The organism is Streptomyces lunalinharesii, assembly GCF_039532155.1.
Classification (GTDB): domain Bacteria; phylum Actinomycetota; class Actinomycetes; order Streptomycetales; family Streptomycetaceae; genus Streptomyces; species Streptomyces lunalinharesii.
Genome location: NZ_BAAARK010000004.1, coordinates 42,011 through 54,679, shown reverse-complemented (window position 1 = coordinate 54,679; position 12,669 = coordinate 42,011). Strand labels below are relative to the sequence as shown.

Here is a 12,669-nt window from a genome sequence, read left to right as displayed (position 1 = left end):
CGCCTCCGGCTACCCGGCCCGCTGCCCGACCGCGCCCGCCAGGCCGTCCAGCACGCGGTCCAGGCCGTAGCCGAACTTCTCGTCGCGGAGCGTGCGCGGGTCCTTCGCGGGCAGCGCCGCGTAGCGCTCGCGCAGCCCGGGGTGCGCCGCGGCGGCCGCCTCGGCGGCCGGCCACAGTTCGGCCGCCCAGTCCTGCTCGCTGCGGCCGCTCCGGGCGAGCGCGGTCAGCCAGGACGCCTCGCTGATGCTCATCCCGATGACGTACGCGGCGAGGGTGGAGAACGCGAGGTCGGCCTCGTCCGCGGGCAGTCCGGCGGCCTGGAAGATGCCCAGCATCCCCGCGGAGACCCGCATCACGTTCGGCCCCAGCTGCGACACGCCCACCTCGCCGAGCACCGAGGCCATCCACGGGTGGGCGAGGAGGGCGGCCCGCAGGCTCTGTGCGCACCGGGCGGCGTCGGCCCGCCAGTCGGCGGGGGCGCCGGCCTCCGGTACCGCGATTTCGCCGTAGACCTCGTCCACGACCAGTTCGATCAGCTCGTCCTTGTTGGCGACGTGGGAGTAGAACGAGGTGGCCCCGGCGTTGAGCCGGGTCCCCAGACGCCGCAGGCTCAGGGCGCCGATCCCCTCCTCGTCGAGCAGGCGGACGGCCTCCGCCACGATCTGACTCCGGCTCAGCGCGGGCTGGTCGCGCTTGCGCCGTTCCGGCCGGGTCCACACGGATGCGATCGGCTGCTTGTCGTTGGCTCTGCTGGCCGCCATGACCGGCTCCTTTCCTCCGGGCCCAGGGTAGCCCGACTCCGCACGCCGTACGTGCTTGCGAACAGTGTGCGGAGTCCGTACAGTGTTCGGCATAGCGCACGGTGTGCGGCGAGGGCGGAGGTCGTCCTCGGGCCACCGGCACACCGACGTCACAGTGGGGGAGAAGCCATGACCGAGAACCTGGGCCGCGAAGAGGCCACGCACACCGAGGCCGGGGAGCCGAAGCGGGACGCGGTGACGTTCGACCGCGTCCGCTGGCAGGCCCGCCTCGACGCACTGCTGCGGCAGCACCGCGTCCCGGGCGCCGCCCTCGCCGTCCTCGTCGAGGGGGAGGTCCACGAGGTGGCGGGCGGGATCCTGCACCGCGAGACCGGCGTGCCGACGACCCCGGACTCCGTCTTCCAGATCGGCTCCGTCAGCAAGGGCTACACCGCCGCACTGGTGATGCAGCTGGCGGACGCCGGGAAACTGGACCTGGACGCCCCCGTGATCGACGTGCTGCCGGAGTTCGCCGTCGCCGACCCGGAAGTCACCCGCACGGTCACCGTCCGGCAGTTGCTCAACCACACCAGCGGCATCCAAGGCGACCACGTCAACGACACCGGCCGCGGCGACGACTGCCTCGCCCGCTACGTGGCGAGCACCCGGACCGTGGGCATGACCAACCCGCCCGGCGCCACCATGTCCTACTCCAGCACCGGCTACAACGTCCTGGGCCGCATCGTGGAGGTGCTCACCGGCACCACCTTCGACGACGCGCTGAAGGACATGATCTGCACCCCCCTCGGGCTGACGCACACCATGACCCTGCCCGAAGAAGTGCTGCGGTTCCGCGCCGCCATGGGGCACATGGGCGAACCGGGCGAGGACCCGGTGCCGACCCCGCGGTGGGACATGCTCCCCCGCTCGGCCGGCCCGTACGGGGGGATCAGCGCGACCGCCGCCGACGTGGCCCGCTTCGCCGGGCTCTTCCTCGACGGCGGCACCGCACCGGACGGCACCCGGGTGCTCTCGGCCGAGGCCGTCGAGGCCATGCTGACGCGCGAGGTCGAGATGCCCGACCAGTGGTTCCTCGGCGCGCACTGGGGCCTGGGCTGGGGCCTGTTCGAGTGGGACGGCGTCCGCGGCTTCGGCCACGACGGCAGCACCTTCGGGCAACTGGCCTATCTGCGCGCGCTCCCCGAGAAGGGCCTGGCGATCGCCCTGCTGACCAACGGAGGAGCGGCCGCGCCCAAGGTCTTCGACGCGCTCTGCCGCGAGCTGACCGCCGCACTCGCCGGGGTGGCCGTACCGGAGTTCGCCCCGCCGCAGCAGCAACCGACCGTCGACCCGCAGCCGTTCACCGGCAGCTACCCCCGCGAGGGGTTCCTCATGACCGTCACCGACCGCCCGGACGGCGAAGGCGTGCTCCGGCTGACGTACGAGGGCGCCGACGGCCTGGCGGGCACCTTCGAACCGCTCCACTGGAACCTCGTCCCCGTCTCGGACACCCCGACGAAGACGGTCTTCGCCGGCCGCCGCAATGCCGACGACGGGTGGATACCGGTGGTCTTCTACGCCCTCGCCGACGGCTCCCGCTACGTGCACTTCGGCGTGCGGGCCACGGCCCAGGCCGGGTGACCCACCCCGACGGGACGCCGGGTCCGGGCGGCCACCGCCCGGACCCGGCGTCCCTCACGGCTCGCTCCACCGACGGGCCGCGCGCCGCCGCGGCGTCTCGCCCCCGACCCCGCCGCTCACGCCGTTCGCTGCGCCTGGTTGGCCTGGAACGCCAGCTCGCCGTCCGTGACGTCCACCCGCACCCGGTCGCCGGCGGACAGCGCCCCGTCGAGCAGCATCCGCGAGAGCCGGTTGTCGACCTCGCGCTGGATGGTGCGGCGCAACGGCCGGGCCCCGTACTCGGGTTGGTGGCCGCGGCGGGTGAGCCAGTCCACGGCGGCGGGGGAGAAGTCCACGGCGATGCCCTGGGCGTGCAGCCGCTGGCTGGTGCCCTCCAGGAGCAGGCCGGTGATCTGGTGCAGCTGCTCGTCGGTCAGTTGGCGGAAGACGATGATCTCGTCGAGCCGGTTGAGGAATTCGGGCCGGAAGTGCGCGCGCAGCGCCCCCAGTGCCCGCTCCCGGGCACCGTCGTCCGCGCCCGTCTCCGCCGACCCGAAGCCGAGCACGCCCCGGCCGCCGCTGAGCGCCTCCGAACCGAGGTTGCTGGTCATCACGATCACGGTGTTCTTGAAGTCGACCGTGCGTCCCTGAGAGTCCGTCAGATGCCCGTCCTCCAGCACCTGGAGCAGCATGTTGAAGACGTCCGGGTGCGCCTTCTCCACCTCGTCCAGCAACAGCAGCGAGTACGGGTGGTGCCGGATCGCCTCGGTGAGCTGGCCCGCGTCCTCATGGCCCACGTATCCGGGCGGGGCGCCGATCAACCGACTGACCGTGTGCCGCTCCTGGTACTCGCTCATGTCGAGCCGTACCATCCGGTCCTCGCTGCCGAACAGCGCCTCGGCGAGCGCCCGCGCCAGTTCGGTCTTGCCCACCCCGGTCGGGCCGAGGAAGAGGAAGCTGCCGATCGGCCGGTTCGGGTCGGCCAGGCCCGCCCGCGAGCGCAGCACCGCCTCCGACACCGCCGCCACCGCGTCCTGCTGACCGATCACCCGGTCCTTGAGGCGTCCCTCCAGCCCCAGCAACCGGTCCTTCTCCTCCTCCGTCAGGCTGCTGACGGGCACCCCGGTCTGCCGCGACACGATCTCCGCGACGTCCTCGGCGGTGACCTCCACGATCCGCCCGTCGCCGCCCACCGGTCGTTCGTCCTGGGTGTCCTGGACGGTCCGGATCCGCTCGGTGAGGGCGGCGATCCGGTCCCGCAGCTCGGTCGCCCGCTCGTACTGCTCGGAATGGACCGCCTGGTCCTTGTCCCGGACCAGCTGCTCCACCTCGCGCTCCATGTCGCGCACGCTGGGCGTCTTGGTCGCCGACCGCAGCCGGACCCGGGCGCCCGCCTGGTCGAGCAGGTCGATCGCCTTGTCCGGCAGGAACCGGTCGGTGATGTACCGATCCGACAGCTCCACGGCCGCCAGCACCGCCTCGCGGGTGTACCGCACCTGGTGGTGCGCCTCGTAGCGGTCCTGCAACCCGCGCAGGATCTGCACCGTGTCGGGCACCGTCGGCTCCGGCACCAGGATCGGCTGGAACCGCCGGGCCAGCGCGGCGTCCTTCTCGACGTACCGCCGGTACTCCTCCAGCGTGCTGGCGCCGATGACGTGCAACTCCCCGCGCGCCAGCGCCGGCTTGATCATGTTGCTGGCCTCCAGGGCCCCACCGTCCCCGGTGCCGCCACCGGCCCCGACCACGGTGTGCAGCTCGTCGATGAAGACGATCAACGCGTCCGAGTGCGCCCGGACCTCCTCGATGATGTTGTTCATCCGCTCCTCGAAGTCGCCGCGGTACCGCGTCCCGGCCACCACCGCGGTCAGGTCCAGCGCCACGATCCGCCGGCCGGCCAACGTCTCGGGAACCTCCCCGTCGGCGAGCCGTTGCGCCAACCCCTCCACGATCGCGGTCTTCCCCACGCCCGCGTCGCCGACCAGCACCGGGTTGTTCTTCCCGCGCCGCGACAGCACCTCGATGGTCTGCTCGATCTGTTCCTCCCGCCCGATGACCGGATCGATCCGGCCGGCCCGGGCCAGGTCCGTCAGGTCCCGGCTGTACTTGTCCAGCGTCGGGGTGTCGTGGTGCGGCACCGCACCGTGCTCGGCGCTCGATCCGGCCGGCTGGTGCGGCCCCGCGCCGCCGGGCCCGGTGGACCCGGCCTGCGGGTCGAAGTGGGCGAGGTGCAGAATCCGCCCGGCCGCCGAATCCGGATTCGCGGCCAGCGCCTCCAGTACGTGCTCCGGCCCGATGTACGACGCCCCCGTGCCGCGCGCCAGCTCGTGCGCCCCCAGCAGCGCCCGTTTGACCGCCGGGGTCACCGCGACGCTCTTCTGCAGCGGCCCGGACCCCGCGTTGCGGTCGATCTCGGCCGCCAGCGCGTCCGGGTCGGCCCCCGACTGCTGCATCAGGCTCCGGGTCGGCTCCGTGCTGAGTGCCGCACGCAACAGGTGCTCGGTGCCCAGTTCGGGGCTGCCGTGTTCGGCGGCGTACGCGGCGGCGGAGGTCACCAGGTCCCGGGCCGGACCGCTCATCAGCCGGGCGATGTCGGCCTGCCGCGGCATCGGGGAGCCGCCCTCCTCACCCGGCGACTGCGCGGAACGCCCGAAGAACCGGGCGAGAAAGTCACCAAACGAGTCCGGGCCGTAACCCTCCGGACCCATGAATCCGTTGCCCATGTGCGTCCGTTCCGCTGTCACGACGGTGCCGCGACACGCTGCCTGTGTGCGGGTGCGTAGTACTCGTTCCCTGTGCTGTCGTCCGCTGCGTGGTCGCCGCGACGTGCGACTCCTCTGCTACAGGATCGACGCCACCGGTGCCGTTCGCACCTCCGGCGCGTCGCCGCCGGGCGCCCGGGGGCCCCGCTGGCGCGGCCGACGCCCCGCCGGCCGCGCCGCACGGGCCCGGCGCACGTCCTCCCCTGAATGGCGGTCCCGCGGTCGCGGCCGGCCGGCGCGCGGCTGTTCGGGGCCGCCCACCCGACCCGCTCCGCACCGGCCCGCCGCCCGGCCCGTCCCGGCCTCGGCGGGGCGTCCCCGAGACATCGCGGCGCCCCGGGCCGGGACCCGCGTCCCTCGGGTCCGCCCCGTCCGCCCGCACCGGCCCCGGCAGTGCGCGGCGTCCGCCCGTGGCCGCGCCGACCGTCGCGCCGGGCGGTTCGCCTCTTCGGGTTGCGGCGGACGGAACGGAGTTCAAGGGTCCGCCCGGACCGCTATCTTGGACAGCTTCACCCTGCGGGACCGGGAGGAAGGTATGAGCACCGTGCCATGGACCATCGAGCGTATTCGTGAGGCGCTAGCCAGCCCGTCCCTCGCCCGGCGGTTCGACGCCGAGCTGGATCGGGCACCGGCCGACGAACTGCTGTCGGTCTTCGCGAAGTGGCAGCGGATCGCGGGCGGCCTGCGGGCGCCGGCGACCACCGACGCCTGAGGGACGGGTTGTCCGCGGGGGCCGAGGGCGTCCGCGGACACGATGCGGCCCGCCGCCCTCCCGACGTCCGTCGGGGACGCACGCCGGGCCCAACCACGGCGACGCGCGCCCCCGAACCCCACCCACCGGCCTCCGGGACCGACCGGTTTCCAGGACCAACGCCGCACCATCCGAATGGTCACCACGAACGCCCGTCACCGGGACGCGCAGTCGAGCCGCCCCCGCACCCCGCCCACGGCCCCGTGCAGCGGAACCGCCCGCGCCAGCAGGAACAGCCCGAAGAGCGTGATCGACCCCCGCGGGCCAGGCCGGCCGACGGCGGCCCCAGCGGCGTCGCCTCCGGTATGCGGGTAAGTCACCACGACGGGCGGCGAGTTGGTCGGGGTACTGGGCACGTTCCGGCGGCGGTGTTCCACTGGGGGCCGGCGGGAATCCGGACCCATCCGGACCCATCCGGACCGGGACGACGAGGCGGTCGCCGCGACCGCCGTTGCGAGGGGAGTCGAGGATGACCTCTGAATCGGGCCGTCAGACGGGTGGGGCGGCCAGGGCCCTCCCCGGCCCCGAGCCCCGGGCGGACGGCGGGGCCGGCGCCATCGCGGCGGCCGGCGGACTGCACGCCTACCAGCTGCGGCTGCACGACGCGTACGGACCCGTCGTGCGGTTCCAACTGCCGGGCACGGAAGTGGCGGTGTCGATCTGTGATCCCGTCCTGCTGGAGGCCACGGCCGGTCTCGACGAGCGGCCGGTGCGACCGTTCGCGTTCTTGGAGCCGCTGTGCGAGGCGGGCAACCTCCAGGTGCTACCGGCCGCCGAGCACGGACCCTGGCGGCACCTGCTGCTGTCGGTGCTGGCCGGACGCCCGTCCCACGAGCGGCACTTCGGGCAGTTCACCGCGCTGACCACGGCGCTCGCGGACCGTTGGGCCGAGCAGGGGGACCGGACACCCGTCGCGTTGCAGCAGGACCTCACCGCGCTGTCCCTGCGGATGATCTGCGCGTACGCGTTCGGCGGCGAGGTGACGGACCCGGAGGGCGTCGTCGCCGCGTTCGAGGAGGTGCTCACCGAGCACCTGGGGCGGCTCTACGAGGTGCCCGGCGCGGTCGGGCCGGCGGAGCGCGCCCAACGGGCCGAGCGGGCGGCGGCGGCCCTCGCCCGGCTGCGGGCGACCGTCGACCGGGTCGTCGCGGCCCACCGCATCGACGACCGGACCGACCCCAGCGATCTGATCGGCGCGCTGGTGGCGGCCGGCGAACGGCCCGCGCGGATCCGCGACACCGTCATGATGACGCTGCTCGCGGCCCACCACACGACCGGGGTCGCCGTCTCGTGGACGCTGTACCTGCTGGCACGGCACCCCGAGGTGGCGGCCCGCGTCACCGAGGAGGTGGACCGGGTGCTCGGCGACCGGGCGGCGCCGGAGTACGCCGACCTCCGGCGTCTGACGTACCTCGGCATGACCCTCAAGGAAGCGATGCGGCGCTACCCGCCGGCCCCGTACGGCGCCCGGGAGACGGCCGAGGACCTGGCCGTGGGCGACTACCTGATCCCCGCCGGGGCCACGGTCTTCTACCCCTTCTGGGCCGTGCACATGAACCCCCGGTACTGGCCGGAGCCGGAGAAGTTCGTGCCCGAGCGGTTCACCCCGGAGGCGGCGGCCGGGCGGCCGAAACTGGCCCACGTCCCCTTCGGGTTCGGACCGCGCAGCTGCGAGGGCGCCGCTCTGGCCGTCGTCGAGGCCGAGTTGGTGCTGGCGGTGCTGCTCAAACGGTTCCGGTTCCGCCCGGTCGCGGGGGACGAGGTGACCCCCGTCGAACGGTTCGTCCTCTGGGCCGCCGACGACATCCGCATGGTCGTCAGCCCACGGAGCCCCGGGTAGGCCGGGCCGACCACGGCGCGGGCGCACCGGCGTCCGGCCGCACCGTGCGGTGCCGGACCCAGACGTTCGGTTCGACGTAGACGGCGTGGTCGTGCGCGGTGTCGCAGTGCACCGGGACGAGGGCGCCGGGCACGACGATCCGGCCGTCCCGGTCGAAGGGCAGGCCGGTCCACCGCCGCCACTGCTCCAAGGAGCCGCTGACCGTCATCGACGCCGGAGCGATCCGCCCGACGGTCCCGCCGGCCCGGACGTGGACCCGCAGCCACGGGTCGGTCGGCAACCCGTCGGTGCGCCGCCGACGGACGTATTCGGCCATCGGGACGTGCGGTTCGCGGTGCTTGACGGTGGGCCGCACGGGGGCCAGCAGGACTTCGTGCCCCTGCTGGCCGGCGGCGCTGCGCAGCGCGCCCAGCAGGCGGGCGGAGAGCCCGCGCCGCAGGTACCCGGTGTCCACCGTGACCTCCAGCGCGCCGGCCGTCGCGGGAGTGCGCGGGAGCCCCCGGCGCCGATCGCGGTAGGCCCAGGTCAGCACCCGGTCCCACCCGCGGTCCGGCATCTCCTCGCGACCGTCGAGCGTGGCGTCGAACGGCACGCTCAGCCCGCGGGCCACGACCCGGTCGCCGTCGGTCGCCACGACGCAGTGCGCGGGGAAGTCCTCGGCCACCCGGCCCAGGAACGCGGTCGCGACCGGATCGTGCGGGATGAAGGCCGGCCAGGTCTCCGCGATCTCGTAGAGCCGGGGGAGCAGCGCCGGCCGCTCGGCGAGCGTGCTGATCCGGAGGGTGTCGACGTCCGTCATGACCGGTCACCCTGCCAGCGGACGGCCCCGGCGGGCCAGCGGTTTTGCCGTGTGGCCCGGTGGCCCGGTGGGCGACGCGCGGGCACGCCCGCCGGCCACCGGACACCGCCTGTGAAATTCCCGTTGCGGCGCCCGTACCGTCCGCCCGGTGCCCGCAGGCCGCGCCCGCAGGGCGCTCCGCATTCACAACCGGCCGCCGGATTCACACGGCCGCCCCGCGGCAGGACGCCCCCGGCCCGGAACGGGTTTCCCGTGCCATGGTTGCCTCGCGTCCGGCCGGGTGCAGCCAACCCCCCACCCCAGAGGAGCACTTCGTGCACATATCGATGCGTCGCCGCGGTCGGCTGGGTGCCGTCGCCGCGGCCTGCGCGCTCGCCTTCGCGGGCCTGTCCGCCCCCGCCGCGGCCGCGCCCGACCCCCACGTCCGGGTGGAGGTCCCCGGCCCCGCCGGTGGTGCGGCGGGCGCCGGCTACCGGAACGTCCCCCGGACCTTCCCGACCGCCCCGGGCGCCACTCCGAAGGCGCTCGCGGGCGGCGCCGACGGCCGGGTCACCAAGGTGATCGACAACGGCGACACCAAGGACCGGCTCGACGTCGTCGTCCTCGGTGACGGCTACACCGCCGGGGAGTTGGACCGGTTCCACACCGACGCCAAGGAGAAGTGGAACGACTTCCTCGGCGTGGAGCCCTACCGCACGTACCAGAAGCTCTTCAACGTCTGGACCGTCGACGCCGTCTCCGCGGAGAGTGGGGTCAGCGGCGACCCCGGCAAGGACGTCACCCGCAACACCGCCCTCGGCGCGCACTTCTGGTGCGACGACACGGAACGCCTGCTCTGCGTCGACCAGCAGAAGGTGGACGCCTACGTGGCCAAGGCGCCGCAGGCCGATCTGGTGCTGGTGCTCGCCAACAGCAGCAAGTACGGCGGCGCCGGCTACAACGAGGCCAGTCCGACCCTCGGCTACGAGGGGATCGCCACCGCCTCCGCGCACGACCGGGACTCCAGCCAGGTCGCCGTCCACGAGACCGGGCACTCCCTCGGCAAGCTCGCCGACGAGTACGCCTACCCGGGCGTCCCCGAGTACGAGCAGTACAGCGGCCCCGAGAAGCCCGAGGCCAACTCGTCGGTGCTGGACGCGGCGGCCATGGGTGGCGCCCGCACCAAGTGGTACCGCTGGCTCGGCGAGACCTCGCCGGACGGGGGCGCCGTCGGCGCGTACGAGGGCGGCAACTACTACGTCAAGGGGCTCTTCCGCCCCACCGAGGACTCCCTGATGCGCACCCTCGGCAAGCCCTTCAACCTGCCCGGCGCGGAGGCCATGGTCGCCGGGTTCTACCGGCACGCCACCCCCGCCGCACCGGCCGACCGCTCCCGTGCCTGGCGCACCACGGCCCGCCTCGCCCTGCCCCGCACGCCCGACGGCGCCCGCGGCCCGCTGACCGTCCGTTGGTACCTCGACGGACGCGAACTGCCCGGCCAACGCGACCGCGACCGGGTGGCGCTCGGCGAGGTGGCGGTGGGTCGCGGCGACCACCGCCTGACGGCGACCGTCACCGACGGCACCACCGCCGTGCGCGACCCCGCCCTGCGCGCCGCGCTGACCGGCGTCACCGGGTGGACGCTGCGGCGCGCCGCCGGCTCCGCGGGCCGCGACGCCCGGGTGGTGGCGCGCCCGGACGCCGCACCGGCGCGGAGCGCGGTCACCACGGGAGGGGACCGCTGACGTCGAAGTAGCCGCCGGTGGGTCCGTCCGGGCCCACCTGCGCCATCCGGACGATGATCTCGGCGCCCTCCTCGACGGTCTGGGTGCCGGTGCGCCCGTTCAGGTCGGTGGCGGTGTAGCCGGGCTCCACGGCGTTGATCCGGATGTTCGGGAACGCCTTCGCGTACTGCACGGTGAGCATGTTGACCGCGGCCTTCGACGCCGGATAGGCGACCCCCGGGTACCCGTAGGCCGGGGAGTCCGGATCGCTGGCGTGGGACAGCGAGGCCAGGCCGCTGCTGACGTTGACCACGACCGGCGCGGCCGACCGCTGGAGCAGCGGCAGGAACGCGTGGCTGACCCGCACCACGCCGAAGACGTTCGTCTCGAACACCCGCCGCACCGCGTCGGCGGTCGCGTCCGCGGCCCCGATCACGCCGGCGTCCTCGGTCCGGCCTTCGACGCCGGCGTTGTTGATCAGTACGTCCAGTCCGCCGTCCGCCGCCACGGTCCGCGCCGCGGCGGCGACGGACGCGTCGTCGGTCACGTCCAGGAGGACCGTCCGGGCCCCCAGCCGCTCGGCGGCCCGGCGTCCGCGCTCGGCGTCCCGGCTGCCCACGTAGACGGTGTGCCCGGCGGCGACCAGCCGCCGGGCGGTCTCGAACCCGAGACCCTTGTTCGCTCCGGTGATCAGTGTTGTCGTCATGCCTCCAGGCTCGTCCCGGGCGGTGCGGGCAGCCAGCCGTCCCGCCTTCCTGGGACCAGCAGTACCAGGCAGGCGGGCGCACGGCGGGGGCACAATGGTGGGCATGGCGACGGCGGAGTTCGGGCGGGCGGTGCGGCGCTGGCGCGACCGCATGCCGCCCGGGACGGCCGGACTGCCCGCCGGCGGCCACCGCCGCGCGGCCGGACTGCGCCGGGAGGAACTGGCGCTGCTCGCCGGCATCTCCGTCGACTACGTCACCCGGCTCGAACAGGGCCGGGCCGCCCACCCCTCCACCCAGGTCGTCGAAGCCCTCGCCAGGGCCCTGCGGCTGTCCGAGACCGAACGCGCGCACCTGTTCCGGCTGGCCGGACTGGCGCCCCCGGGCCCGGAGACGGTGCCCACCCACCTCACCCCCGGGGTGCAGCGGCTGCTGGACCGGCTCACCGGGACACCCGCCGCGGTCTACGACGCGACCTGGACGCTGCTGGTGGCCAACCCGCCCTACGCGGCGCTGATGGGCGACCCCTCCGGGTGGCGCGGACACCAACGCAACGGCGTGTGGCGGCACTTCCTCGGCCCGGGTACCCGGGCCAGGCACACGCCGGACTCCCGGCGCGCCTTCGAGGCGGCACTCGTCGGGGACCTGCGCGCGGCGGCGGCCCGCTATCCGTCCGACCGGAGCCTGCGGCGGCTGGTCGCGGAACTCCGGGCGGACAGCGACCGGTTCGCCGAGCTGTGGGACTCCGGTGCGGTCGGCCACCACGACGCCGCCCGCAAGACCATCGACCATCCGCACGTGGGCGCCGTGACGTTGGACTGCGACGTGCTCACGGTGGCGGGCAGCGACCTGCGGATCATGCTCTACACGGCCGAGCCCGGCACCGAGGACGCCGAGCGCCTCGCCCTGCTGACCGTTCTGGGCACCCAGTCGCTGGTGGGCTGACCGGCCGTCGCGCCGTGGGCCGCGCCCGGCGGCCCCGCCAGCGTCACGGAACGGGGGAGAAGTCGGTCGGCGCGAGGATCCGGTTCTCCGCGCTCAGCAGCAGGCCCTCCCGCTTCATCTCGGCGAGGTACGCCTGCCATTCCGGGTCCGCGTAGAGCGCGGCCCGGCGCCGCTCCCGGTCGGCCTGGTCCTCGTAGGCCCACAGGTGGACGACCTGGTCCAGTCGGCCCTCCACCGGGACGTACCAGCCCACGCAGCGGCCCAGGTGTCGCGCCTGGAGCGGGTAGCCCTTCTCCCGGTAGAGCGCCACCCAGTCCGCGACGCGGGTCGGTTGGACGGTGTAGACGCGGTGGTCGACGATCATGACGTTCCCCTCTCGTCGTGCTCGGTCTCCGGCGCAGCCCGCGGGCCGTGCCGCGCACAGTATATCGATGTTCGTCGATAATCGATGAACTGTCTACACTGGGCCCATGCGCGCACCCGACCACCCGCAGCTCTCCACGGTGTCGCTCTCCGACGCCCTCGGGGCCCTGGCCGACCCGACCCGCCGCGCCGTCGTGCGGGTGCTGACCGACGGCCGGGAACACCTCGCCGGCGACTTCGACCTCGGCGTCGCCCAGTCCACCCTCAGCCACCACATGAAGAAGCTCCGACAGGGCGGCATCACCCACAGCCGACCCGACGGCACCCGCTGCTGGGTCTCGCTGCGCCCGGAATTCGACGAGCGCTTCCCCGGCCTGTTGCGGACCGTGCTCGGCCTCGACACCGAGCAGGCCCGATCCTGAGCGGGCACCGTCCGGGGTGAGT

Annotated in this window: 11 protein-coding genes; 6 read left to right on the top strand and 5 right to left on the bottom strand. The window is 74.2% G+C overall.

Annotation, left to right across the window (positions count from 1 at the left end; all coding sequences use genetic code 11):
* Positions 1 to 9: 9 nt before the first annotated feature.
* Complete coding sequence (locus ABD385_RS08135) at positions 10 to 762, bottom strand: TetR/AcrR family transcriptional regulator C-terminal domain-containing protein (protein ID WP_344574354.1); 753 nt, start codon at positions 760 to 762, stop codon at positions 10 to 12.
* Positions 763 to 930: 168 nt separating this feature from the next.
* Here ABD385_RS08135 and ABD385_RS08130 point away from each other — a divergent pair, with 168 nt between their 5' ends.
* Complete coding sequence (locus ABD385_RS08130; RefSeq protein WP_344574353.1) at positions 931 to 2,382, top strand: serine hydrolase domain-containing protein; 1,452 nt, start codon at positions 931 to 933, stop codon at positions 2,380 to 2,382.
* A 116-nt stretch (positions 2,383 to 2,498) separates the two neighbouring features.
* On the opposite strand, the gene ABD385_RS08125 is transcribed toward ABD385_RS08130, so the two are convergent.
* Positions 2,499 to 5,081 carry an ATP-dependent Clp protease ATP-binding subunit gene (locus ABD385_RS08125; protein WP_344574352.1) on the bottom strand — a complete coding sequence of 861 codons (2,583 nt, stop codon included), beginning with the start codon at positions 5,079 to 5,081 and terminating at the stop codon, positions 2,499 to 2,501.
* A gap of 574 nt (positions 5,082 to 5,655) precedes the next feature.
* Here ABD385_RS08125 and ABD385_RS08120 point away from each other — a divergent pair.
* Complete coding sequence (locus tag ABD385_RS08120) at positions 5,656 to 5,832, top strand: hypothetical protein (RefSeq protein ID WP_344574351.1); 177 nt, start codon at positions 5,656 to 5,658, stop codon at positions 5,830 to 5,832.
* Positions 5,833 to 6,340: 508 nt separating this feature from the next.
* Positions 6,341 to 7,711, top strand: a complete 1,371-nt coding sequence (locus ABD385_RS08115) for a cytochrome P450 (protein WP_344574350.1) — start codon at positions 6,341 to 6,343, stop codon at positions 7,709 to 7,711.
* On the opposite strand, the gene ABD385_RS08110 is transcribed toward ABD385_RS08115, so the two are convergent.
* On the bottom strand, positions 7,689 to 8,510 hold the full coding sequence (locus ABD385_RS08110) for an N-acetyltransferase (RefSeq protein ID WP_344574349.1): 822 nt from the start codon (positions 8,508 to 8,510) through the stop codon (positions 7,689 to 7,691). The genes ABD385_RS08115 and ABD385_RS08110 overlap by 23 nt on opposite strands.
* Before the next feature lie 314 nt (positions 8,511 to 8,824).
* On the opposite strand from ABD385_RS08110, the gene ABD385_RS08105 reads away from it, so the two are divergent.
* Positions 8,825 to 10,234, top strand: coding sequence for a M64 family metallopeptidase (locus ABD385_RS08105; protein ID WP_344574348.1), 1,410 nt, complete (start codon positions 8,825 to 8,827; stop codon positions 10,232 to 10,234).
* On the opposite strand, the gene ABD385_RS08100 is transcribed toward ABD385_RS08105, so the two are convergent.
* Positions 10,212 to 10,919 carry an SDR family NAD(P)-dependent oxidoreductase gene (locus ABD385_RS08100; RefSeq protein ID WP_344574347.1) on the bottom strand — a complete coding sequence of 236 codons (708 nt, stop codon included), beginning with the start codon at positions 10,917 to 10,919 and terminating at the stop codon, positions 10,212 to 10,214. The genes ABD385_RS08105 and ABD385_RS08100 overlap by 23 nt on opposite strands.
* 103 nt (positions 10,920 to 11,022) lie before the next feature.
* Here ABD385_RS08100 and ABD385_RS08095 point away from each other — a divergent pair, with 103 nt between their 5' ends.
* On the top strand, positions 11,023 to 11,862 hold the full coding sequence (locus ABD385_RS08095) for a helix-turn-helix transcriptional regulator (protein ID WP_344574345.1): 840 nt from the start codon (positions 11,023 to 11,025) through the stop codon (positions 11,860 to 11,862).
* Between the two features lie 43 nt (positions 11,863 to 11,905).
* On the opposite strand, the gene ABD385_RS08090 is transcribed toward ABD385_RS08095, so the two are convergent.
* Positions 11,906 to 12,226 (bottom strand): NIPSNAP family protein, encoded by a 321-nt coding sequence (locus tag ABD385_RS08090; RefSeq protein ID WP_016574943.1) that lies wholly within the window; start codon positions 12,224 to 12,226, stop codon positions 11,906 to 11,908.
* Between the two features lie 106 nt (positions 12,227 to 12,332).
* Between ABD385_RS08090 and ABD385_RS08085 the strand changes: the two genes are divergently transcribed.
* Complete coding sequence (locus ABD385_RS08085; RefSeq protein ID WP_344574344.1) at positions 12,333 to 12,647, top strand: ArsR/SmtB family transcription factor; 315 nt, start codon at positions 12,333 to 12,335, stop codon at positions 12,645 to 12,647.
* Positions 12,648 to 12,669: the final 22 nt, after the last annotated feature.